This window comes from Cypionkella sp. PAMC25878, from assembly GCF_058135695.1.
Genome location: NZ_CM176871.1, coordinates 1,342,221 through 1,365,633, shown reverse-complemented (window position 1 = coordinate 1,365,633; position 23,413 = coordinate 1,342,221). Strand labels below are relative to the sequence as shown.

At 59.9% G+C, this 23,413-nt stretch carries 22 protein-coding genes; 15 read left to right on the top strand and 7 right to left on the bottom strand.

The window, feature by feature from the left end:
- Positions 1-64: 64 nt before the first annotated feature.
- Both ACS5RD_RS06405 and ACS5RD_RS06400 read right to left on the bottom strand, forming a co-directional pair.
- Entirely contained in the window at positions 65-697 is a 633-nt protein-coding gene (locus ACS5RD_RS06405) for an HAD family hydrolase (protein WP_489930484.1), read from the bottom strand.
- Positions 698-760: 63 nt separating this feature from the next.
- The gene (locus ACS5RD_RS06400) at positions 761-2,656 is read right to left on the bottom strand and encodes a bifunctional 2',3'-cyclic-nucleotide 2'-phosphodiesterase/3'-nucleotidase (protein ID WP_489930483.1); all 1,896 of its coding nucleotides are present in this window, start codon (positions 2,654-2,656) and stop codon (positions 761-763) included.
- Positions 2,657-2,888: 232 nt separating this feature from the next.
- Here ACS5RD_RS06400 and nudC point away from each other — a divergent pair, with 232 nt between their 5' ends.
- A complete protein-coding gene (gene nudC, locus ACS5RD_RS06395) occupies positions 2,889-3,839 on the top strand; it encodes an NAD(+) diphosphatase (RefSeq protein WP_489930482.1) in 951 nt (316 codons plus the stop codon).
- 81 nt (positions 3,840-3,920) lie between these two features.
- Positions 3,921-4,394 (top strand): SRPBCC family protein, encoded by a 474-nt coding sequence (locus tag ACS5RD_RS06390; RefSeq protein ID WP_489930481.1) that lies wholly within the window; start codon positions 3,921-3,923, stop codon positions 4,392-4,394.
- Positions 4,395-4,627: 233 nt separating this feature from the next.
- On the opposite strand, the gene ACS5RD_RS06385 is transcribed toward ACS5RD_RS06390, so the two are convergent.
- Entirely contained in the window at positions 4,628-5,458 is an 831-nt protein-coding gene (locus tag ACS5RD_RS06385; RefSeq protein ID WP_489930480.1) for a prephenate dehydratase, read from the bottom strand.
- 148 nt (positions 5,459-5,606) lie between these two features.
- On the opposite strand from ACS5RD_RS06385, the gene ACS5RD_RS06380 reads away from it, so the two are divergent.
- The 6 genes from ACS5RD_RS06380 (at position 5,607) to ACS5RD_RS06355 (ending at position 13,248) form a co-directional block, all read left to right on the top strand.
- Complete coding sequence (locus tag ACS5RD_RS06380; RefSeq protein WP_054005208.1) at positions 5,607-6,128, top strand: c-type cytochrome; 522 nt, start codon at positions 5,607-5,609, stop codon at positions 6,126-6,128.
- 175 nt (positions 6,129-6,303) lie between these two features.
- Entirely contained in the window at positions 6,304-8,169 is a 1,866-nt protein-coding gene (locus tag ACS5RD_RS06375) for an extracellular solute-binding protein (RefSeq protein WP_489930479.1), read from the top strand.
- On the top strand, positions 8,170-9,321 hold the full coding sequence (locus tag ACS5RD_RS06370; RefSeq protein ID WP_489930478.1) for a microcin C ABC transporter permease YejB: 1,152 nt from the start codon (positions 8,170-8,172) through the stop codon (positions 9,319-9,321). It abuts the gene before it with no gap.
- A complete protein-coding gene (locus tag ACS5RD_RS06365; RefSeq protein WP_489930477.1) occupies positions 9,321-10,430 on the top strand; it encodes an ABC transporter permease in 1,110 nt (369 codons plus the stop codon). The genes ACS5RD_RS06370 and ACS5RD_RS06365 overlap by 1 nt, the downstream gene beginning before the upstream one ends.
- Positions 10,427-12,025: an ABC transporter ATP-binding protein gene (locus tag ACS5RD_RS06360; protein ID WP_489930476.1), complete on the top strand. Its 1,599-nt coding sequence runs from the start codon at positions 10,427-10,429 to the stop codon at positions 12,023-12,025. The genes ACS5RD_RS06365 and ACS5RD_RS06360 overlap by 4 nt, the downstream gene beginning before the upstream one ends.
- The gene (locus ACS5RD_RS06355; RefSeq protein WP_054005213.1) at positions 12,022-13,248 is read left to right on the top strand and encodes a glycosyltransferase; all 1,227 of its coding nucleotides are present in this window, start codon (positions 12,022-12,024) and stop codon (positions 13,246-13,248) included. Before ACS5RD_RS06360 ends, ACS5RD_RS06355 begins: the two co-directional genes overlap by 4 nt.
- A gap of 112 nt (positions 13,249-13,360) precedes the next feature.
- On the opposite strand, the gene hemN is transcribed toward ACS5RD_RS06355, so the two are convergent.
- Entirely contained in the window at positions 13,361-14,716 is a 1,356-nt protein-coding gene (hemN, locus tag ACS5RD_RS06350; protein WP_489930475.1) for an oxygen-independent coproporphyrinogen III oxidase, read from the bottom strand.
- Between the two features lie 80 nt (positions 14,717-14,796).
- Here hemN and fnrL point away from each other — a divergent pair, with 80 nt between their 5' ends.
- The 5 genes from fnrL to ACS5RD_RS06325 all read left to right on the top strand — a co-directional run bounded on the left by fnrL (position 14,797) and on the right by ACS5RD_RS06325 (position 17,460).
- Positions 14,797-15,540, top strand: coding sequence for a transcriptional regulator FnrL (fnrL, locus tag ACS5RD_RS06345; protein WP_489930474.1), 744 nt, complete (start codon positions 14,797-14,799; stop codon positions 15,538-15,540).
- Between the two features lie 99 nt (positions 15,541-15,639).
- A complete protein-coding gene (locus ACS5RD_RS06340; RefSeq protein WP_054005221.1) occupies positions 15,640-16,035 on the top strand; it encodes an acyl-CoA thioesterase in 396 nt (131 codons plus the stop codon).
- A 192-nt stretch (positions 16,036-16,227) separates the two neighbouring features.
- On the top strand, positions 16,228-16,581 hold the full coding sequence (locus tag ACS5RD_RS06335) for a COG4315 family predicted lipoprotein (protein ID WP_054005222.1): 354 nt from the start codon (positions 16,228-16,230) through the stop codon (positions 16,579-16,581).
- Positions 16,582-17,018: 437 nt separating this feature from the next.
- Positions 17,019-17,204, top strand: a complete 186-nt coding sequence (locus ACS5RD_RS06330; RefSeq protein WP_054005266.1) for a CsbD family protein — start codon at positions 17,019-17,021, stop codon at positions 17,202-17,204.
- A 91-nt stretch (positions 17,205-17,295) separates the two neighbouring features.
- Positions 17,296-17,460, top strand: a complete 165-nt coding sequence (locus ACS5RD_RS06325; protein WP_489930473.1) for a DUF3309 family protein — start codon at positions 17,296-17,298, stop codon at positions 17,458-17,460.
- 128 nt (positions 17,461-17,588) lie between these two features.
- On the opposite strand, the gene ettA is transcribed toward ACS5RD_RS06325, so the two are convergent.
- Both ettA and ACS5RD_RS06315 read right to left on the bottom strand, forming a co-directional pair.
- Positions 17,589-19,244, bottom strand: a complete 1,656-nt coding sequence (ettA, locus tag ACS5RD_RS06320; protein ID WP_054005223.1) for an energy-dependent translational throttle protein EttA — start codon at positions 19,242-19,244, stop codon at positions 17,589-17,591.
- Positions 19,245-19,323: 79 nt separating this feature from the next.
- Positions 19,324-20,691 carry a KAP family P-loop NTPase fold protein gene (locus ACS5RD_RS06315; protein WP_489930472.1) on the bottom strand — a complete coding sequence of 456 codons (1,368 nt, stop codon included), beginning with the start codon at positions 20,689-20,691 and terminating at the stop codon, positions 19,324-19,326.
- 487 nt (positions 20,692-21,178) lie between these two features.
- Between ACS5RD_RS06315 and ACS5RD_RS06310 the strand changes: the two genes are divergently transcribed.
- Positions 21,179-21,622, top strand: a complete 444-nt coding sequence (locus ACS5RD_RS06310) for a hypothetical protein (RefSeq protein WP_489930471.1) — start codon at positions 21,179-21,181, stop codon at positions 21,620-21,622.
- 89 nt (positions 21,623-21,711) lie between these two features.
- On the opposite strand, the gene ACS5RD_RS06305 is transcribed toward ACS5RD_RS06310, so the two are convergent.
- Positions 21,712-22,587, bottom strand: a complete 876-nt coding sequence (locus ACS5RD_RS06305) for a bifunctional helix-turn-helix transcriptional regulator/GNAT family N-acetyltransferase (protein ID WP_489930470.1) — start codon at positions 22,585-22,587, stop codon at positions 21,712-21,714.
- 143 nt (positions 22,588-22,730) lie between these two features.
- On the opposite strand from ACS5RD_RS06305, the gene ACS5RD_RS06300 reads away from it, so the two are divergent.
- Entirely contained in the window at positions 22,731-23,327 is a 597-nt protein-coding gene (locus ACS5RD_RS06300) for a nicotinate-nucleotide adenylyltransferase (protein ID WP_489930469.1), read from the top strand.
- Positions 23,328-23,413: the final 86 nt, after the last annotated feature.

The following is a 23,413-nucleotide window of genomic DNA, read 5'->3' as shown; positions in this document are numbered from 1 at the left end:
CCGGCGGGGATATTTGCGCGCAGAGGATGACAATTTTAGATAAGTTTTAGGGGGTTTGGCAGGCTTAGATCAGCAGGCCCGCGTGCCTTGCGCCTGCCAGCAGGTTGTCGGCGAGATGATGCGCCCAGCGGCCTTGGCTGGGGACCACGTCGGGGACTTGCACCACGAAACAGCCGGCGCGGTGGCCGGCTTCTGCGCCGGTTTCACTGTCTTCAAACACCAGGCAGCGCGCAGGCGAAACACCGAGTTTTTCGGCGGCCAGAAGGTAAGGCGCGGGGTTGGGTTTGGGGGCGGTCACGTCATCGACGGTGATGATCAGATCGAACATCTCGGCGATGCCCGCGATTTCCAGCTTATGATGCGCTTCTTGGCGGCCAGAGGAGGTGACAAGCGCCATCGGCAGCAGGCGGGCTTGCAGCAGATCCATAGCACCGGCTTTGAGGTTAAGGCCGTTAAGATCCATCGCGGCACGAAAGCCGCCTTGCCACAGCGGATGCAGCGCCTCGGGATCAACCCGCGGCATCGCGGCGCTGATGATTTTGCCGCCTGTCGGCAGATCGACGCCGACGAGTTGGTGCAAAAACGCCTCGGTCACCGGATGGCCCAATTCGGCAAAGGCGGCGAGGCCGGAGGCCATGGCAAGGCTTTCGGTATCAATCAACGTGCCGTCAAGATCGAAGAAAATCGCGTCAAACATCGCAAGCCCCGGTTTTCGGCCTTTGGTATCTGCCGACCGCGTATCTGCCGCCCTCATAGCCGATCACAGATGCAGGCGAAAGCGGCGAAAGCCGGTGGCAAGCTGCATGAGCGGTTCCAGCCGCAAATGCGGCACCTCGGCCAGATGAGCGGCGGCACTGGGGTTAAGATCGACGGTAACCGAACTGCCGGGCATTGGTACAAAGCGCCAATCGGCGGAGGCGGGCGCGGGAATGGCCCCGCTGCGCAGATAGTTTGCAAGCATCTCGCGGTTGCTCTCGGCACCTTCATAGACCACTTGCGCGGTGCCTGTGCCGGGAAAGCCCACGCCGCCCGCAGCGCGGTAGTTGTTGGTCGCCAAAGCGAAAACCTGCGCGGGGCGCACGGGTTGGCCCTGATAGCGCAGATCGCGGATGCGGCGGGCCTCGGGGGCAATCACCCGGCCAAAGGTATTGAAGCGCGGCGGCTCGGTCAGGTCGATCTGATAGCTGAGACCGTGGATGGTGTCGAAATTGAAGCTGGGGAAATCTTCGTCGATCAGCGCGGCGTCAACGGCACCGGGCGCGATCTGATGATACAGGCTGACCGAGCGTTCCAGCCAATCGTAGAGGTCTTGGCCGCTGACCCGCAGGCAGGACAGGCTGTTGGGATGGATGTAGAGATCACTGACATGGCGAGTCAGCAGCGGGCCTGCCGGGATGTCGGTGTAGTTTTCAGGCCCACCGCGCCCGCCCGCCTTGAACGGAGCGACAGCGGAGAGGAGCGGCAAGTTGGCCAGCGCTGTGCCCACCAGCACCCGCCTCAGATGATCCGCCTGCGCCGCCGCCACCAGCGCCAGCGGCGGACTTTGCGTCAGCAGGGCGAAATGGCTGTTCAGTGCGATTGGGCTGTGGCCGATTTCGATATCGGTACGTGCCAGCAGGGCCTCATGCGCCGGACGGGCGATTTCGACAATCGCGGCGTCGTCGCTGACCAGCGCTTCGACCTGCCCGGTCACCGGATCGCGCCTTGAGACCGGCCGGATTTCGGCCCCGAAGCCAGCAATCCGCCAGCCTTTGCTGCTGTGGCGCAGGGTGAGATCAATCACCCCCAGATGCGAGCCGAAAAACCCCGGCATCACGGCGGGTTTCCCGGCCAGATCGGGACGGCTGGCGGTGGGAAAGGTCAGATGGGTGTGGCCCGCAATCACCACGTCGATGCCGTCAATTTCGGCCAAAGCTGAGCTCGCGTTCTCGGCCCCCGGCTCGGCCTCTGCTTCGCCGATGCCGGAATGTGACAGCGCTATGATCAGATCGGCGCCACGCGCGCGCAGCTCGGGCACCAGATGGCGAGCGGAAGCTGTGATGTCATCCACCGAGGCACGGCTTTTCAGGTAGCGCTTTTCCCAGACCGTGGTTTGCGGTGGAATGAAGCCCAGTATGGCGATTTTGAGGCGGTGCAGCTTGCCGTGGCGGTCGCGCAGATCACGGTGCAGCAGCAGATAGGGCGCGGCCAGCGGCGCACCTCGGGTGGGTTTGAAGTAGAGGTTCGAGCAGACGATGGGAAAGCGGGTGGCGGCCAGCGAGCGGCGCAAAAAGCCCAAACCATGGCCGAATTCGTGATTGCCCAGCGCCACCGCATCGTAATCCAGCGCATTCATCGCCGCGATCATCGGATGCGCATGCAGCGGGCGGCCCGAGCGTAGCAGCGGCGTGGTTTCGGCAATGAAATCGCCCAGCACGGTGCCGTGCAGAAAGTCGCCATTGTCAAACAGCAGGCTCTGCGGGCGCTCAAAGCGGGCTTTGTGGATCAGTGTCGCGATGCGGGCAAGGCCGCGCTGCGGGCAGGGACGGCTGGTGTGATAATCCCACGCCAGCAGATTGGCATGCAGATCCGAGGTCGCAAGGATGCGCAGATCAATCACCGGGCCGCCAATGGTGCCCGATACCGCACCACGATCGTTCGCAAAGCTGTATTGCACCGTAAATCCCATTCCCCGACGCAGCGAGAGGCCTGATCTGTGTCAGGATTTTCTCCCCTTGGTTTAGCGTCTCATCCTAAACTGCCGAAAGGAAGGTGAAATTCGCGGCTAGCCGAAAAGTTTCACCTTCAAGTTGCATATTTGATCGGCTGGGTTGGATTTGACACGGGGTGCGGCGAATTGCCCTATCCGGTGTTCCATGCGATGAACGGCGCAAAGCGGGAGTGCGGCGATGCGATTGGCGGAAACGGTGACATTTGGCGGCTCGGGTCTGGATCGGGCGGCGGCTTTGCGCAGCGATCCGGTGCGGATGGCAGAGCTGTTGGCGGACGGGCGGGTGTTGCCGATTTGGCGCGGTAAGCCGTTGATTGTGGCGCAGAATGGCTTGGGGTGGGTGGCGGCGGATAGCGTGGTTTTGGGCACGGGCGCGCCGGTGTTTCTGGGGCTGGACGATGGCGTGGCGCGGTTTGCGCAGGATATTTCGGGCTGGGAGCCGGAGGTGCTGGAGGCCAGTCAACCTGCCGGATTTGTCGATGCCAATCGGCAAGGCCACCCTGCCCTGCCGGAAGATCACGCGTTTGAGGATTTGCGCGGCGTGATGGCGCTGTTGACCCCGCGTGAGGCGGAATTGGCGGCAACGGCGAAGGCGGTGCTGCAATGGCACAGCACGCATCGGTTTTGCTCTAGCTGTGGTGTGGCATCGGTGATGAGCCATGCCGGTTGGCAGCGGTCTTGCCCCGCTTGCCATGCCCAGCATTTTCCGCGCACCGATCCGGTGGTGATCATGCTGGTCACGCGTGGCAATAAGCTGTTGCTCGGGCGGTCTGCGCCTTGGCCGGAAGGGATGTATTCGCTGTTGGCGGGGTTTGTCGAGCCCGGCGAGACGCTGGAGGCGGCGGTGCGGCGTGAGGTGTTTGAGGAGACCGGGATCACCACTGGGGCGGTGCGGTATTTGGCCTCACAGCCTTGGCCGTTTCCGGCCTCGTTGATGTTCGGCTGCATTGCGGAGGCGACCTCGGATGAGATCACGCTGGACCCTGCCGAGTTGGAAGATGCGCTGTGGGTGAACCGCGAGGAATTGGTTGAGGTGATGGCGGGGCAGCATCCAAAGATTAATCCGGGGCGCAAAGGTGCGATTGCGCAGTTTTTGATGGGTAATTTCCTTGCAGAACGGCTGGATTGATCGTTATTCCTAGCGCGTTAACGATTTGGCTGCGCCTGTTGGCAGATAAAAACAAGAACAAGCAAGGCTGGGGGACAGGCGATGCGGTTTGCGACAAAGCAGGATATTGAAGCGCCGATCGCAGATGTGTTTCGGATCATCTCGGATTTCGAGGCTTGGGAGCGGGCGGCGATGCGGCGCGGCGCGGAAGTATCGCGTATCGACAAGCTGCGGGCGGTGGCAGCGGGGATGCGTTGGGCGGCGCGGTTTTCCTATCGCAGCAAGCCGCGCAATATGGAGCTGGAGCTGACCCAGATTGAACCCTCAACATTATTGCGCTTTGCCGGGATTTCGCAGGCGATTGAGGGGGTTGCCTCGATTGATCTGATGGAGCTGGGTGGCAAACGCACCCGGATGCATGTGGTCTTAGAAATCTCACCGCGCAGCCTGACCGCGCGGTTGTTCCTGCAATCTTTGCGGCTGGCGCGGGCGCGGATTGATCGCAAGTTTGATCAGCGGGCGGCACAGTTGGCGGCTGAGGTTGAGGCACGGTATCGGGCGGTGAAGAAGTATTGAGGCGGGGCGCCCGAGGGCGAAGCGTTTTCCCAATGCTGGCACAGGGCTGCGCCTGACCGCCGGGTGAGCGAGCCACGTTGGTTCTAGGCGGTTTATGTCTCAGCAATCCCCCAGATGTTCTAGGCGAGACACTGCAATAGCGCCCGCCCGAGGGGGCGGTCAGGCGCTGCCCGGCGGCGCAAAAGCGCCTTGATTCCGGGCTAGGCTGGTGTGCTTGGCAGGCGCAGGGGAGGTCAGTCCCTACGACGATCGGCGGGGTAGACGCCCAAGATATCGACCTGTGTTGAGAAGTAGCGCAGTTCTTCCAGCGCGCGTTTGACCGGGGCGTCTTCGGGATGGCCTTCGATGTCAGCGTAAAACTCGGTCGCGGTGAAGGAGCCTCCGACCATATAGCTTTCCAGCTTGGTCATGTTGATGCCGTTGGTGGCAAAGCCGCCCATGGCCTTGTACAAAGCCGCCGGGATGTTGCGCACCCGGAAGGTGAAGGTGGTGATCATCTCCTTGGCGCGGCGGGTGTCATCCGGGGTGCGGCTCATCACCAGAAAGCGGGTCGTGTTGTTGGCGTGATCCTCGATATGCGGAGCCAGCACATCAAGGCCATAGATTGAAGCTGCGAGTTCGCTGGCCAAGGCGGCTTTGGTCACATCACGGCCTTCAGCCACTTCGCGCGCGGCGCGGGCGTTGTCGGAACTGACCTTGCCCTTGATGCCGTGGGCTTTCAGAAACCCTGCGCATTGCGGCAGGATCACCACATGGCCATGGGCTTCTTTCACATCGGCCAGTTTCGCCCCCGGTACGCCGAGCAGGTTCACATGCACCCGCACGAAGGCTTCATCGACGATATGCAGGCCTGCGCGCGGCAAAAGCGAATGGACATCGGCAACCCGGCCATAGGTGGAGTTTTCGACCGCCAACATGCCCAACTCGACCTCGCCCGAGCGAGTCAGTTCGACCACATCTTCAAAAGTGGTGCAGGGAAATGCTTCCATATCGGGCCGTGCCTGCTGGCACGCCTGATGCGAATAGGCCCCCAATTCACCCTGAAACGCGATACGCCCTGACATTTCGAACACTCCGCCGTAAAAAGCCCCGCATTGGGGCTATTGGTCGCGCTACTACACCTTGAAAGAAGGCGGGGGAAGCGGGTAGATAACCCCAAATCAGGTTCCGGCTTTGCAGCCCACCCAAACACGACCCGAAGGAAGGCGCGACATGTTCGACACGATGACTTTGACCAAGGTGACCGGTGCGGTCTGTGGCTCGCTGCTGGTGTATCTGTTCATTTCCTGGGCCGGTGAAGCGGTTTACGGCGGTGGCGCTGAAAGCCATGGCGGCGAAGAAGTGGCGCAGGCCTATTCGATTGCGGTCGATGATGCCGCCCCTGCCGATGGTGCAGCCGCCGAAGGCCCGCCTTGGGCGGAAGTGTTCGCGGCGGCTGATCCGGCAGCTGGCGAGAAAGTGTTCAAGAAATGTGCGGCTTGCCACAAGGTGGATGGCAGCAACGGCACCGGTCCGCATCTGAACGGTGTGGTTGGCCGGGCACGCGGCTCGGTTGAGGGCTTTGCCTATTCCGACGGCATGGCCTCGGTGCATGAGCCGTGGACGCCAGAGCTGATCGAAGTGTTCCTGCTGAACCCGAAGGCCGATGTCAAAGGCACCAAGATGGGTTTTGCCGGTCTGCCGAAAATCGAAGACCGCGCCAATGTGATCGCCTATCTGGCGACGCTGAAGTAAATATACGGCAGATTGCCGGGAAAGGCCGCTCTTTCGGGCGGCTTTTCCATTTTCACGGGGTTGGGAGCCGGGACGCGGCTGCGATCACACATTCGCGCCTTGTGGCGTGCGCGGGTTCCGATTTAGCATGTGCAGCAATGGCCGCAGCATAGCGGCGGATGGCAGGAGGTCGGGGATGCGGCAGATCAGAGCGGGCTTGGTGGCGGTGCTGGTTTTTGGCGCAGGGTCCGCGTTTGCCGATGAAGCCAAGGTGATCACCGCGCATGGCATCTCGACCTTTGGCACGCTGAAATACCCTGCCGACTTCAAGCATCTGGATTATGTGAACCCTGATGCCCCGAAGGGTGGCGAGATTTCGGAATGGTATCCCGGCACCTTTGACAGCGTGAACCCCTATTCGGTGAAAGGTGTCGCGGCGGTTGCCTCGTCAATCTTTTACGAAAGCATCCTTGTCAGCCCCGCTGATGAGATTGGGGCGGCCTATTGTTTGATGTGCGAGACGATGGAATACCCCGATGACCGCTCTTGGGTGATTTTCCATCTGCGCCATGATGTGAAATTCTCGGATGGCAGCCCGATGACCGCCGCCGATGTGGTATTCAGCTATGAGATGTTCCGCGACAAGGGCATTGCGGAATACCGCTCGGTGTTTAACCAGAAGTTCCAGTCGGTTGAGGCACTGGACGATTATACGGTGAAGTTTGTCTTCACTCCCGGCACGCCGTTCCGCGATATGCCGGCGATTGCGGGCAGCCTGACCATCATGTCAAAGGCAGATTACGAGGCCAACAAGCGCGATCTGGAAGACAGCACGTTAAAGCCGTTTCTGGGCACCAGCCCCTATGTGCTGGACAGCCTGAAGCCCGGTCAGCAGATTATTTACAAGCGTAACCCGGAGTATTGGGGGGCGAACCATCCGCTTTCGGTGGGCCAGAACAACTTTGACCGCATCCGCTATGAATATTTCGGCGACGACACCGCCGCGTTTGAGGCGTTCAAGACCGGGATTTACACGTTCCGGCAAGAGAATTCATCCAAGCAATGGGCGACGGGGTATCAGTTCAGCAATCTCAGCAACGGATCGGTGATCAAGACCGAACTGCCGAACGGCAATATCGCCTCGGGTCAGGGGTTTCTGCTGAACCTGCGGCGGGAAAAGTTCCAAGATCCGAAGGTGCGCGAGGCGATTGGCTTGATGTTCAACTTTGAATGGTCGAACCAGACGCTGTTCTATGGGCTGTACAGCCGGATCAATTCGATCTGGGAGAATACGCAAATGGCCGCCAAGGGCGCGCCCAGCCCCGCTGAGGTGGCGCTGTTGCAACCCTTGGTCGATGAAGGCCTGCTGCCCGCGTCGATCTTGACCGATGATGCGGTGATGGGGTCGGTGTCGACCTCGGAAAAGGGCATGGACCGGGGGAATTTGCGTAAGGCGTCTAAGCTTCTGGATGAGGCTGGCTGGGAAGTCGGCGCCGACGGTATCCGCCGCAATGCCAAGGGGGAGACGCTGAAGGTCGATTTTCTGGAAGATACCCCTGCCTTTGAACGCGTGATCAGCCCCTATGTTGAAAACCTGCGGGCTGTGGGCATAGATGCGTCGCTGAACATGATCGACCCCGCGCAGATGAGCCAGCGCACCGATCCGCCGAACTTCGATTTCGACATCATCTCGGGCAATGCGGTGAATGGCGGATACGAGCCGGGGGGTGAGTTGAAGCAGGCCTATTCCTCGGTGACGGCGAACAATTCAACCCGCAACCGGGCGGGCTTTGCCAATCCGGCGGTGGATAAGCTGCTGGATTTGGTGGAAGGCGCGAAAACCCGTGAAGAATTGGACACCGTGGTCAGCGCCTTGGACCGGGTGCTGCGCGCACAACGGTTCTGGATTCCGGGTTGGTTCAACGACAACTACTTCGTCGCTTATTATGACCAATACGACCACCCCGCCACGCTGCCGCCCTATGCCTTGGGCGAGCTTTCGTTCTGGTGGTTTGATCAGGCCAAGGCCGACAAGCTTAAAGCTGCGGGCGTGTTGAAATAGATGCTGGCCTATATCCTTCGGCGGCTGATTTTGGTGATCCCGACGCTGCTCGGCATCATGGTGATCAACTTTGCCCTGACACAATTCGTGCCCGGTGGACCGTTCGATCAGATTGAGGCGCGGATGCAGGGCTCGGGTGATTCCATCGGCGCGGTCAGCGGGGCTGCGGGTGCAGATGCGGGCACCGATGCTGAAGGCGGCAAGGGCTATGTCGGCGCGCGCGGTTTGCCGCCCGAATTTCGCGCCAAGTTAGAGGTCGAGTTTGGCTTTGCCCGCTTCATTTGCCCGGCAGGCTATGAAGGCACACTGCTGCAACAGGCCAAGGATTGCCAGAAGGAAATGATCCCGGCTTATGAGCGGTTCTTCATTATGATGGGAAAATTCATCCGCTTTGACTTTGGCCAAAGCTATTTCCGTTCTGAAAGCGTGATGGGGTTGGTGGCGGAAAAGCTGCCAGTTTCGATCACTTTGGGGCTGTGGTCAACGCTGCTGGCCTATCTGATTTCAATCCCATTGGGCATCCGCAAGGCGGTGACGGATGGCTCGCGCTTTGACAGTTGGACCTCTGGCGTGATCATCGCTGCCTATGCCATTCCCGGCCTATTGGTGGCGGTGATGCTGCTGGTGCTGTTCGCGGGCGGGTCGTATTGGAAGATTTTCCCGCTGCGGGGCCTGACCTCTGAGAATTTTGATCAGTTGTCGTTGCTGGGGAAAGCGGGCGATTATCTGTGGCACATCACTTTGCCGGTGGTGGCCAGCACGATTTCGTCGTTTGCGACGCTGACCTTGCTGACCAAGAACAGCTTTCTGGATGAGATCAAAAAGCAATATGTGATGACGGCGCGGGCCAAGGGGTTGTCAGAGCGGCGGGTGCTTTATGGCCATGTGTTCCGCAATGCGATGCTGATCGTGATCGCGGGATTTCCGGCTTTGTTCATCGGGGTGTTTTTCGGCGGCAGTCTGATCATCGAGAACATCTTTTCGTTGGACGGTCTGGGGCAGTTGGGCTTTAAGTCGGCGGTCGAGCGGGATTATCCGGTGATCTTTGGCACCTTGTTTGCCTTTGGCCTGATGGGGCTGATCGTCGGGATTATCTCGGATCTGATGTATGTCTGGGTCGATCCCCGGATTGATTTTGAGCGGAGGGGCTGATGGCATTGTCCCCTTTGAACCAACGGCGGTGGCGGAATTTCAAGGCCAACAAGCGGGCTTATTGGTCTTTGATTCTGTTCGCGGCGCTGTTCGGAATTTCTTTGTTTGCCGAGGTTTTGGCGAATGATCGACCTTTGTTGGTGGAATATCGCGGCGAATGGCGGACGCCGTTTCTGAAGTTTTATACTGAGACTGATTATGGCGGCGATTTTAAAACCGAGGCGAATTACAAAGCGCCCGAGGTGCAATGTCTGATCGTCACCGGCGGTGTGGTCGATTGCTTTGATACGCCCGAGGATATTATGGCAGCGGTGAACGCGGGTTCCTATAAGGCGGAGGGGTTTGAGAAAGGCCGCATTGTCTGGCCCCTGATTCCATTTTCATACAACACAATCAATGATTTGGGCGGCAAAGCAGCACCCTCCGTCCCCGATGCGACGCATTGGCTGGGCACCGATGACACCAGTCGCGATGTGCTGGCGCGAGTGATTTATGGCTTCCGGCTGTCGGTGGCCTTTGCGCTGATCGTGACGGTTTTGACCTCGGTGTTGGGCATCGCCGCGGGGGCGGTGCAGGGGTATTTCGGCGGTAAGGTTGATCTGATTTTCCAGCGCCTGCTGGAGATTTGGGGCGGCACGCCGGATTTGTATGTCATCATCATCGTGTTCTCGGTCTGGCAGCGCAGCTTCTGGATCCTGATTTTCCTGATGATCGCCTTTGGCTGGACCCGGTTGATCGGCATCGTGCGGGCCGAATTCCTGCGGGCGCGGAACTTTGAATATGTGCGTGCGGCCAAAGCGTTAGGCGTGTCGGATTTGGTGATCATCTTGCGGCATGTGTTGCCGAATGCGATGGTGGCGACGCTGACCATGCTGCCGTTTGTGGTTTCGGGCGCGATAGGATCGCTGGCGGCACTGGATTATCTGGGCTTTGGTCTGCCTGCATCTTTGCCGTCGCTGGGCCAGCTTTCGCGGCAAGCGCAGCAGAATTTGCAGATGCCCTCGCTGGCCTTCACCGCGTTTTTCACCTTTGCCATCATGCTGTCGCTGCTGGTCTTCATCTTTGAAGGCGTGCGCGATGCGTTTGACCCCAGAAAGACCTTCCAATGAGCGCTGTGTTGGAGGTCTCGAACCTGAATATCGGTTTCCGGCAGGATGGTCGTGATTTTTCCGCCGTGCGGGGCGTCAATTTCACCGTGAATAAGGGCGAGACGGTGGCTTTGGTCGGCGAGTCTGGCTCGGGCAAGTCGGTGACGGCGTTGTCGACCGTGGGGTTGCTGCCAGATAGCGCCAAGGTGACAGGTTCGGTGAAGTATCTTGGGCAGGAGATGGTCGGGGCCAGCCAAGCGCAGTTGCGGCGGGTGCGCGGCAATGACATCAGCTTTATTTTCCAAGAACCGATGACCTCGCTGAACCCCTTGCACACGATTGAGCGGCAGTTGGCGGAAAGTCTGGGTCTGCATCAAGGGCTTACCGGGGCAGCTGCACGGGCGCGCAGTTTGGAATTGCTGGATAAGGTGGGCATCCGTGACGCCGAAAGCCGCCTGACCGCCTATCCGCATCAGCTTTCCGGCGGGCAAAGGCAGCGGGTGATGATCGCGATGGCTTTGGCGAATGGGCCGGAATTGCTGGTAGCGGATGAGCCGACCACGGCGCTGGACGTGACGATCCAGGCGCAGATTTTGGCGCTGTTGGCGGATCTGAAGCAGACCGAAGGACTTTCTTTACTGTTCATCACGCATGATCTCGGCATCGTGCGGCGCATCGCCGACCGGGTGTGTGTGATGCAGGGAGGCGAGATTGTTGAACAGGGGCTGACGGCGGAAATCTTTGCCAATCCGCAGCACCCCTATACGCAAAAGCTGCTGGCGGCGGAACCGCAGGGGCGGCCTGATCCGGTGGCGGTGGATGCGCCTGTGGTGGTCGAGGTCGACAAGCTGCGGGTGTGGTTTCCGATCCAACAGGGGTTTATGCGCAAGGTCGTGGGCCATGTAAAGGCGGTGAATGAGGCCAGTCTATCGGTGCGCGCGGGGGAGACGTTGGGGATTGTGGGCGAAAGCGGCTCGGGCAAAACCACGATGGCGCTGGCGATTTTACGGCTGATTGACAGCACGGGGCGGATCACCGTGCTGGGGCGGGATATTCAGGGCCTGCAAACCCGGGCGATGCGGGAACACCGCCGCGACATGCAGATCGTGTTTCAAGACCCTTTCGGAAGCCTTTCCCCGCGCATGACGGCGGCAGAGATCATCGCCGAAGGTCTGGGCGTGCATGGGCTCGAGCCGGGACGCAATCGCGCCGAGACGGTGGCGGAAATCATGGCCGAGGTCGGGCTGAACCCAAGCATGGCCGCGCGCTATCCGCATGAGTTTTCCGGTGGGCAGCGGCAGCGCATTGCGATTGCGCGGGCAATGATTTTGCGGCCGAAACTGGTGGTGCTGGACGAGCCGACGAGCGCGTTGGATATGACGGTGCAGGTACAGATTGTCGATCTTCTGCGCGATTTGCAGCGCAAATGGGGGCTGGCCTATATCTTCATCAGCCATGATCTGCGGGTGATCCGCGCGCTTGCGCATAAGGTGATGGTGATGAAAGACGGCGATGTGGTGGAGGCGGGCACCGGCGCTGATCTGTTCGCCAACCCGAAAACCGACTATACCCGCGCGCTGATGGCAGCGGCTTTCGGAGACAATCTGCGGCCATGAAGATCTTGTTTGTGCATCAGAATTTCCCCGGCCAGTTTCTGCATCTGGCCCCCGAGCTCGCGGCGCGCGGCCATATTTGCATGGCGCTGACCGATGCCGCGAACAACCGCGCCTCACCGATCCCGCTGGCAAAGTATAAGCACACTCCAGAGCCAGTTGACCCTGCCGCGACTCGTCTGGGGCGCAACTACACTACGATGAGTGATCGCGGCGTGACGGTGGCGCGGGCGGCGCAGGCGATGCGGGCCAAGGGTTATGTGCCGGATGTGATCTTCGGCCACTCCGGCTGGGGCGAGACGTTGTTTCTGAAAGAGGTCTGGCCCGAAGCCAAGCTGATCGTCTATGCCGAGTTCTACTATCGCGGGCGCGGCGCGGATGTCGGCTTTGACCCCGAGTTTGGCGAGGCGAATTTCGATCAGGTGATGATCGCGCAAGGCCGCGCCACCTATCTGGGGCAGGCATTGGCGCATGCCGATGCGGGGCTGTCGCCGACGGAATGGCAGGCCTCGACCTACCCCGATCCGTTGCGCAAGATGATCACCGTGATCCATGACGGCGTCGATACCTCTGGTATGGCCCCCGATCCGCAGGCGCGGTTTAGCTTGCCAAATGGCCGGGTGGTGACGCCGGGGGATGAGGTTTTGACCTTTGTGAACCGCAACCTAGAGCCCTATCGCGGCTATCACACCTTCATGCGCGCGCTGCCTGCGGTCATGACGGCACGACCGCAGGCGCAAGTGGTGATCGTCGGCGGCGACGAGGTGTCTTATGGTGCCGCGCCAAAGGGCGAGAAGGGCTGGAAAGAACGCTTCCTATCCGAAGTGCGCGACCGCTTGGATATGTCCCGTGTGCATTTCATGGGCAAAGTGCCCTACCCCGATTTCGTGGCCCTAATGAAGGTCAGCCGCGCCCATGCCTATCTGACCTATCCGTTCGTTTTGTCTTGGTCGATGATCGAGGCGATGGCGGCGGGCTGCCATATCATCGGCTCGGCCACCCGTCCGGTGATGGAGGCTTTGGAGCATGGCAAGACTGGAACCTTGGTGGATTTCTTCGATGTGCCGGGTTGGTCGGCGGCGATGATTGAAGGGCTGGCGCACCCGGAGCGCTTTACCGAGATGCGGGCGGCGGTGCGCAAAGTGGCGCTGGAGCGCTATGATCTGCGCGGGAATTGCCTGCCGCGTATGGTAGCGTTTGTCGAGAGTTTTGCGCCGAAGGGTTAACGGTGATGACGCGCTCCCTCTATCCCACGCCGCCCCGGCCTTGAGCCGACGCCTCTTGATCAAACTCCGAGGCCCCGGCTCAAGGCCGGGGCGGCGTGGTGAATGGGACAACTCACACCGCCGCCGAGTGCTTCGCCTTGCTTTGGTCGTAAGCGTCGAACATCCGCGCCACCATGCGGGTCAAAGGGCGGCTGGGCTCTGGGATCGAAAGGCCGGTTGCATCCAACTCCAGCATCTGCGGGAAGGCCTGCGCGGCATTGGTCAGCAGCGTGTCCAACCGCTCAGGCGTCACTGAAAAATCGCGCAGAATCTCGGCGCGGTTGATGTGGAAATCGCACATCAGCGCCTCAATCAGCCGCCCGCGCAGGATGTCTTCTCCGGCAAAAGCATGGCCGCGCTCGGTTGAGAACTGCCCTGCGCGGATGGCTTTGGTATGGGCGGCGGTGGCGGGGGCGTTTTGCGCGTAGCCTTGCGGGAAGCGGGAAATTGACGAGGCCCCAAGCCCGATCAGGATCGGCGAGGTATCATCGGTATAGCCTTGGAAATTCCGCCGCAGTTTTCCCGCTTTGGCCGCCTGCGCCATGCTGTCGCTGGGTTTGGCGAAATGGTCGATGCCGATTTCGGCGTAACCATCCGCCAGAAACAACCGCCGCGCGGTTTCAAACAGCTCCAGCCGTTCTTCGGGGGTCGGCAGAGCATCAGTGGGAATCATCTGCTGGCGGCGGCTCACCCACGGCACATGCGCGTAGCCGTATAGCGCCACACGGTCGGGCGACAAAGCCAGCAGTTTTTGCACGGAATCGGCGATGCGGGCCGGGGTTTGATGCGGCAGGCCGTAGAGGATATCGGCGTTGAGGCTGGTCACGCCACGGGTGCGGATCATCTCGGCGACAGCGAGCGTTGTCTCATAGGGCTGCATGCGACCAATCGCGGTTTGGATTTGCGGATCAAAATCTTGCACCCCGATCGAGGCGCGGTTCATGCCTGCGGCAACCAGAGCGTCAAGACGCGGGGCGTCGATCTCTGTCGGATCAATCTCAACCGAGAAGGTGCCGCCCTCGGCCATTGGCACCACGTCGAAAATCTGCGCGGCGAGCTCGTGGATCAGATCGGGGGCCAGCATGGTGGGGGTGCCGCCGCCCCAGTGTAGTTTCGCCAGCCGGATGCCGGGGGCGAGATGGCTGCGCAGCAGCTCAATCTCGGCTTTCAGCACTTTGGCGTAGGCGCGCACGGGATCATCCGACACCGTGCCTTGGGTGCGGCAGGCGCAGAACCAGCACAACCGACGGCAGAATGGCACGTGTACATACAGCGAAATCTCTGTATGGTCTGGGATGGCGCGAATCCATGCTGCAAAATCGGCAGTTCCTACCGCGCCGCTAAACTGCGGTGCTGTCGGGTAGCTGGTATAGCGGGGCACGCGCGCGTCAAAGAGACCGAGCTGCATCAGTTGCGAATGGACTGTCATGCGGGTAGTTTGGCAGCGAGGGCGCTCGGATGCCTTGACCCAGATCAATCGACCCGAACCCATCAACCGAAAGGCCGGATATGTCGCATCACGACCCAAAAATCGCCGATCTGAATTGCGGCGACTGTCCGATCCGACACCGGGCGGTTTGCGCGCGCTGTGAGACGGATGAACTGCATCAGTTGGAAGCGATCAAATATTATCGCAGCTTTCAGGCTGGGCAACCGGTGATCTGGTCGGGGGATCGGATGGAGTTTGTGGCCTCTGTGGTCACGGGCATCGCCACCCTCACCCAGACGATGGAGGATGGGCGGCGGCAGATGGTGGGCTTGTTGCTGCCGTCGGATTTCGTCGGGCGGCCCGGTCGGGCGACGGCGGCTTATGATGTGACCGCGACCACCGATCTGGTGATGTGTTGTTTTCGCAAGAAGCCGTTTGAGGAATTGATGGGCTCGACCCCACATATCGCGCAGCGGTTGCTGGAAATGACGCTGGATGAGTTGGATGCAGCCCGGGAATGGATGCTGCTGTTGGGCCGCAAGACGGCGCGGGAGAAGATTGCCTCGCTGCTCACGATCATTGCGCGACGGAATGCGTCTTTGAAGCAGGCGACGAAGGGTGGCGTGCGGTTTGATTTGCCGCTGACCCGTGAGGAGATGGCGGATTATCTAGGGCTGACATTGGAGACGGTCAGCCGCCAGATCTCGACCTTGAAACGCGAGGGGGTGATCGTGCTGGAGGGGAAACGGCATGTGGTCGTGCCCAATCTGGATCGTTTGCTGGAAGAAACAGGAGACGATTCCGATGGTGGGATGTTGAACTGAGGTCCCAACCCGGGACCTTTTAGAACCCTTTAAAAACAATATGTTGACCCTGCTGCGTTAACCGTTTTTTAATCCTTCACCTCCCACACAGGATAGGACATGCCGCAATCGCCAGACCCCGAGCAACCCACCGGAGCGTTGACCCTGCGCACGCTGACCATGCCGCGCGATGTCAACAACAACGGCGATATTTTCGGCGGCTGGGTGCTGTCACAGATGGATATGGCGGCAGGGATTGTGGCTTCGGCCCGCGCACAGGGCCGGGTGGCGACGGTGGCGATTGATGCGATGCAGTTCATCCGTCCGGTGAAGGTCGGCGACGTGCTCTGCATCTATGTCAGCATTGCGCGGGTCGGGCGGACCTCGATGGGCTTGCAGATTGAGGCTTGGGTGCTGCGCAACCGGCAAGAGCGGCGTGAGAAGGTCACGCATGGGCTGTTCACCTTTGTCGCCATTGATGAGGACGGCAAGCCACGGGTGCTTCCGGCAGAATAGCCCAGCCTTCACGCTTGCGCGAGCAGGGCCGATCATCAGACCAAAGGCTGATCATGCGGCACCTGCCTTGTGCTATGGTGGCCCTGCAGGGTCGTGGTGCGCCACCCCTGCAGTCTCGCAGGACCGGGCCGCTGCGGCTTTGGTTGATCCTGCGACGTTGCTGCGGAACGTCCGACCGCAAGGAGATCTGTGATGCAATATAGCAAACACCTGACCGCGTTGAGTGCGGCTTTCATTTTGGCTTCCAGCCTTGCCGCACAAGCGGCGGGGATGCTGGCCGATGCCAAGGGCATGACTCTGTATACTTTCGACAAGGATGCGGGCGGGGTTTCAGCCTGCTACGACGATTGCGCTGTGAAATGGCCGCCCTATCTGGGTGCGGCGACCGACAAAATGACCGAGGGCTGGACGCTGGTGGATCGTACCGATGGCACCAAGCAATGGGCCTATGACGGCAAGCCCGTGTATTATTTCGTGGAGGATAAAGCCAAAGGCGATGCCAAGGGCGACGGCATGGGCGGCAAATGGCATGTGATCAAGGAATGATCTGAGCCTTGCTCTGAATGACAAAGAGGCGAGGGAAATCCCTCGCCTCTTTGATTTAACGCGCTTGTTTGAGCAGCGGTTTCTGCGCTTTGGGGCGATCAGAAAACACCCGTCAGATACAGCAGAATGATGATCACAATCGGGATCCCGAGGAAATAAGCGACGATGCCTTTCATGGTGTTCTCCTTATATTTGGTGTCGAACCTGCTGGGGAAACCCGGAGGGCGCGGTTTGGTTCCCGTCGTCGCGCGGCTTTGAGATAAGTTTGCAGAATTGGGCGGTTTGCTGCGGCGAGCGCGGCCTTGGGAACCGTTTGCGGTTTCACGCGTTGAGCTTGCACAGGACAGCGGTGCCGAAGTCTTTGATTTATCAGGGGAGATCTGATGGTCAGGCTAAGGTGACGTTTGTGCAAACCCAAAGCGTAAATGGAGATTATCATGGACAAAGACCGGATTGTAGGCTCGGCCAAAGTGGTTAAGGGCAAGGCGAAAGCGGCGGTTGGCTCGGTGATCGGCGATGCCAAGATGCAGGCCGAAGGTAAGGCCGATCAAGTGGAAGGCCGGGTGCAGAACGCCGTCGGCAGCGCCAAAGACACCGTGCGCGATGTGATCAAGGGCAAGTAAGCCAAAGAATTTCGCGGGTTTGCCGTTCCGGCTGACCCGCACCCGATCTGGCGATTGTGCCCGATCTGGCCCTTTATCATGGAGTTATCCGATGTCGCTTGGAACCATTCTGCTGATCATTCTGGTGATCTTCCTGCTCGGCGGCTTTAGCGGCCGTTTCGGCGGTTACGGCTATGGCTATGGCCACGGCGGCGTCGGCGTGATTGGCGTGGTGGCAATTATCGTGCTGATCTTGGTTCTGACCGGGCGGATGTAGAGGACGGCGTAGGGTGGGTGATTCCATGGATTTGGCGCGCCAAATCTTTGGGTTCACTCACCCTTATGACCGTCGGGGTACGGTGGGTGAACCCGCACAAAGCGGCGCGGAACCACCCACCCTACCGATTAACGGCTGAACCGCTTGTACTTCGCGCGTTTCGGCTCCAGCGCATCTGGCCCCAGACGCCGCACTTTGTCTTCTTCGTAGGCTTGGAAGTTGCCCTCGAACCATTCGACATGGGCGTCGCCCTCAAACGCCAGCATATGGGTGCAGAGGCGGTCGAGAAAGAAGCGGTCGTGGCTGATGATGATGGCGCAGCCGGCGAAGTCTTCAATCGCGGATTCAAGGGCTTGCAGGGTTTCGACGTCCAAATCGTTGGTCGGCTCGTCGAGCAGCAGCACGTTACCGCCCGAGCGCAAGAGTTTCGCCATGTGGACGCGGTTCCGCTCACCGCCCGACAGCAGGCCAACCTTCTTCTGCTGGTCGGTGCCTTTGAAGTTGAAAGCGCCGGTGTAGACGCGGGAATTCATCGACATATCGCCGAGTTGGATGACCTCCGAGCCGCCGGAGATTTCTTCCCAGACGTTTTTGTTGGGGTCCAACGCGTCGCGGGATTGGTCGACGTAGCTGAGTTGCACGGTGTTACCCAGAACGATGCTGCCTTCATCGGGCTGTTCTTGGCCCGACAGCATGCGGAACAGCGTCGATTTACCGGCACCGTTCGGGCCGATCACGCCGACGATGGCACCCGGTGGCACGGTGAAGGTCAGATCCTCGATCAGCAGCTTGTCGCCCATGTGTTTCTTCAGGCCGGTGACTTCGATCACCTTGCTGCCCAGACGTTCGCCGTTCGGGATGATGATCTGCGCCGACGACGCGCGTTCCAGCACGGTTTGGCCTGCCATCTCGTTATAGCGGGCCAAACGGGCTTTGCCTTTGGATTGACGGGCTTTGGCACCCGAGCGGATCCATTCGAGTTCTTTTTCCAAGGCTTTCTGCTTGGATTTATCCTCGCGCGCCTCTTGGCTCATCCGTTTGGCTTTTTGATCGAGCCAAGCCGAGTAGTTGCCCTCGTAGGGGATGCCGCGGCCACGATCGAGTTCGAGGATCCAAGAGGTGATGTCGTCGAGGAAGTAACGGTCATGGGTGACGATCAAGATGGTGCCGCGGTAGGCGATCAGGTGTTTTTGCAGCCACGCGATGGATTCAGCGTCCAAGTGGTTGGTCGGCTCGTCGAGCAGAAGCATGTCGGGGGCTTCAAGCAGCAGTTTGCACAGAGCCACGCGGCGGCGTTCCCCGCCAGACAGCGATTCCACATCGGCGTCATCGGGCGGGCAGCGCAGGGCGTCCATCGCGACACCGACGGACGCTTCCAGCTCCCACAGGTTGCCCGCGTCGATCTCGTCTTGCAGGGCGGCCATCTCGTCGGCGGTCTCGTCCGAGTAGTTCATCGCCAGTTCGTTGTAACGTTCCAGAATGGCGGTTTGTTTCGCCACGCCGAGCATGACGTTGCCTTTCACGTCCAAGGACGGATCGAGATAGGGTTCCTGCGCCAGATAGCCGACTTTTGCGCCCTTGGCGGCCCAAGCCTCACCCTTAAAGTCGGTGTCCATGCCGGCCATGATCTTCAATAGGGTCGATTTACCCGAGCCGTTGACGCCAACCACACCGATTTTCACGCCGGGCAGGAAGTTCAGGTGGATATTCTCAAAGCACTTCTTGCCACCGGGATAGGTCTTGGAGACGCCTTCCATGTGGTAGACATATTGATACGAGGCCATTGGGGTGCTCCTGGACAAAGTCGCTCTGCGCTGTTGGCGCGGTATGTAGCGATTGTTGGGGGCAAGAGCAACGTGGGGGTTATGAGGGACCTATTGCTGGCACAGAAAAGGTTTCCAGATGATCGCGGATCGTACTGCACAGCCAGTCGCGTCGGTCACGAATGTTAAGGGGGCCGAACCAATCTTCACCAAATTTATCGGCACTTATTGATGGAGGTGCGCCCAATAAGTACTCCCAAGCCTGTCGCACGTTGCTCTGTTCGCGCGCCTGATTTCCCAAAAGTGGCGTTGCGAGGTGAAAAAACCGACAAAACTGGTCAAAGGTTGCCGTGCCATCACGCAGGTGGGGATAGAAGTCTGGTGCGAGAACTTTACAGATCAGACTTGTATAAATCACGGTCTGAACGGGAGCGTAAATGCCACCAAAACTGGACGCGAGCAAAGCAAGATGTGTCAGCATTTGCTGAACATCGCGAATGCTGACATTTCTTGAAAGACTGATCGGCCATAACACAGACTTGAAAGTCTGTTGGAAATCTTGCGCCAAACCCATGTCATGCGCGTAGAAGTCAAAGCAAACCAGCTCATTTCGGGCGGCAATGTTGGTTCCTATCGCCCGTGGCAGGGATAGGCGAACACGGATGAATTTTTGCAAATACACGGCGGCATTGATACCCACCACGTAGCGGGCCTTCACCGAGTTTTCCAAAGCTTCAAGGTTGACCCCAAGTACAAAATGCACGTTCGGTACCGCGAAGAAGTGTTTGATGATCTCCAGAAGTGACAGGGCATAGTCGGGGCGGCAGCGGTCTAACTCATCGACGATGAAGACGATCTTTCGCGGGTTGTCGCCTTCCTTTGCGCGTTCGGTCAGAGCAGTAAGCGCATCTCTAAAGCCCTGCATCGCATCTATGCGCCCAGCTTCTGCCTTCCAGAACCGCTCAATGGCGCCATCGCCAGCGTCACCAACCTTTGAAATCATAGCGTCGCCAATCGCACTCGCAGCTTCTGTAGCGCCATAAGTGACGGCGGCCAGTGCCACGCGAGAGGCTAGTTTCGCCAATGGGAAGGCTGCTTTCTTGACCGCGCCAACAGCCTTTGCCCCCCAAGTTTTCTCGGCATTGTCCGAAGTTAAGCGACTGACGAGACTGACCAAAGGGTCGTCTAAAAAATCATGCTCGAAGGCATCGAAGTAGATGACTTCGGCTTTGCCCTCGAGTTCCTTGGAATGTGCGCCTGTCCACAGTTTTAGAAAATGTGATTTGCCGCTGCCCCAGCCGCCATCCAAGGCGATCACTAAAGGTTGGTTGATCCGGTCCACAAGATTCGTGAGTTTTTGCCCCAGTGGCTTTCTGTCAAGAAAATCAAACTTTCTGCCCTGCGCGTCTGTGTCGTCAAAGCCAACCTCGCCAATCTCAAACACGGGATCTTCTGGGAACAGTTTCATCTTCACTCCAACAGCTAACGGGGAGGCAAGCGGTTGTGGGATGAAACAGGGCAAGGCTTGGGCGCACAAGGTGTCATAAGTGACATCTGCGACTTATTCGGCGATGCTTGCCCTGCGAAAAAAGCGTGATTTTATCAAAGCCAAGAGCATTTGCGACCCTACACCTGCTTCAATGGGCCAGATTGGCCTCGTGTTGGGCTTGGCTTGCGCGATCTCGGCATGGGCGCGGACGTCTTCGCGACCGATGGTGACGCGGCCCGGCATGGTGGACCAGCGTTTATGCTTGGTGGGCGTATGCCCCTGCCCTGTGGTTAATTTGACCCGATTGCTGTGCGGCGATGGATATCTTCTCTGTTGCGGGCGGATTGCGGGATGGCTGTTCTCTCAAACCTACTCAGTTTGGAATTCCGCTTTGGGCGGCAAAGATGCAGAATAAACACGATAGCGTGAGTCGTGTAAAAGCGGCTGTTTCACAGAGATGAGCCCAATGACCTATCCGGTTTTCAGCTTCCCCCTGCCCAGTGCGCCATCTCCACCGCCAGAAGCGGATTTGGGCGTGCTGGCGCGCCAAGCCGCAGCCGCGTTGGCTGGGTTGGCGCTGATCACCTTGCAAAGCCATTACGACATGGCGGCGTTCCGGTTGCGCGGGTTGCTGCAAGAGATCGAGCGCCTGCCCACCGCAGAGTTGCCGCTGGGGGATCGCGATGGCGCAGTGTTGCTCTGGCGGTTGCAGGTTTTTGATGCGCGGTGTGACACGCATTTTCTGACCGGACTGCCAAACCTGCGGGCTTGGGCCAAGCGCATGTTGACGCAAGACAGCGCTGCCGACCTGCGTGCGGCGCTGGTGGTCGCGCGGTTTCTGGCGCAGCAGCGCGCGTTGGGCGGTCTGCTCACCAACCCGCAGCGTGATGTTCTGTGGCAGGCGCTCTGATCGGGCGTGCACCCATCGGCCGCAACGCAGACTGGGCGCAACGCAGACTGGGCGCAACGCAAACTGGGCGCGCCGTCCCGCTGAGGTGCCTACAGGGTTTTGCCCAGCCAGAGTGTGGCGGGAAAGCTGGTATAGGCCGGAATATCTTGCCAGCCGTCGCGGCGGTAGAGCGCTATGGCCTCTGTCAATGCCGTGTTGGTGTCGAGCTTCAACTGGCTGTAGCCAAGCGTTTTCGCGCGGGACTCAACGGTGTGCATCAGGCGACGGGCGAGGCCTTGGCCACGGGCGGAAGGGTCGACCCAGAGGCGTTTGACCTCGGCAGTGGTTTTGTCGAGAGGGCGGAGCGAGACGGTGCCGATCGGCAGATCGTCACTCCATGCGATCAGGAAGCCGCCGTGGGGTGGGCGGTAAGCCTCGGGATCGGTCAGCGGCAGGGTCAGCATATCGCGGCTGAGGCTGGGGATTTTCTCGGTCAGCAGCTGGTAATAGGCGTCGAGGCAGGCGATGGCAGCAGGATCACTGGCGTCGGTGTCGCGGATCTCGATCTGGTCGCCCAGCAGGGTGGTGGCGATCAGGTCCATCGCGTCGATCAGGGCTTGGGGGTGCTTGCCTGCGCGTGCAAGGGTTTCGGCGGCGCGGGCGTAACCGATGGCCTCATAGGCAGCCATTTCGGTTTGGCCTGCCGGGGTGAGTTGCGCAGTGCGGCGGCGGCGATCAATGGGATCGGTAGCAAGCTGGATCAGGGCTTCGGCTTCGAGCGCGCGCAGCAGGCGGCTGAGCAGACCGGAGTCGAGCGCCAGTTTGGTGCGAATGTCGGCGATGTCAGTGCCTTGCGGGGTGATCAGTTGCAGCACGCGGGCGGCACCAAGCGGGCGACCCCGGCCTAGGTAGGAATGGTCAAGCGCGCCGACCTCACGGGTGACGGCGCGGTTAAAGCGGCGCAGGCGGGCGATGGCGTCGAGCATGTTTGGCTCCGGTCAGATATTTTGCCTGACTTTAGTCAAGTAGTTTATGCGGTCAAGAGGGGCTGGCGCAGATCGGGCACAGTCTGGGCTTGGCATGCGGGAAGCGATTGTAAAGCTGCAAGGCTTCAGAGAAACATGGCGGCATGAGAACAGGGTTTCCCATTGCGACCAAAGGCATGGTCATCGGCCTTTTGGGCGGATCGTTTGATCCGGCGCATGAGGGGCATGTGCATATCACGCGGGAAGCGATCAAGCGGATGAGCTTAGATCGGGTGTGGTGGCTGGTCAGCCCCGGCAATCCGCTGAAGGCGCGCCAGCCTGCACCGATGGTGGAACGGCTGGCGCGGGCGCGGGCGGTGATGCCCGATCCGCGCGTGGTGATTACCGATCTGGAGGCGCGGTTGGGCACGCGGGCCACGGCGGACACTTTGCGCAAGTTGCGGGCGATCTATCCCGGCGTGCATTTCGTCTGGCTGATGGGAGCGGATAATCTGGTGCAATTTCACCGCTGGAACCGCTGGCGGGATATTCTGCGCAGCGTGCCTGTTGGAGTTTTGGCGCGGCCGGGGTCTGGAGTGGCGGCGCGGACCTCTGTTGCCGCGCGGGCGTTTCGGGTCAATCAGGTCGATCGGGGCGAGAATTTGCGCGGGCGCAGGGCTCCGGCATGGTGTTTTGTGAACATCCCGATGAATGGCGCGTCTTCCAGTGCGATCCGGGCGCGGGGCGAGTGGAAGCGGTGAATTTGCCGTGATCTGCGGCGGGCGGAGGCTATCTGGCCCTGCTCACGATTGCATCACGGCCTGCGCGCGGGATATTTGTACGACGG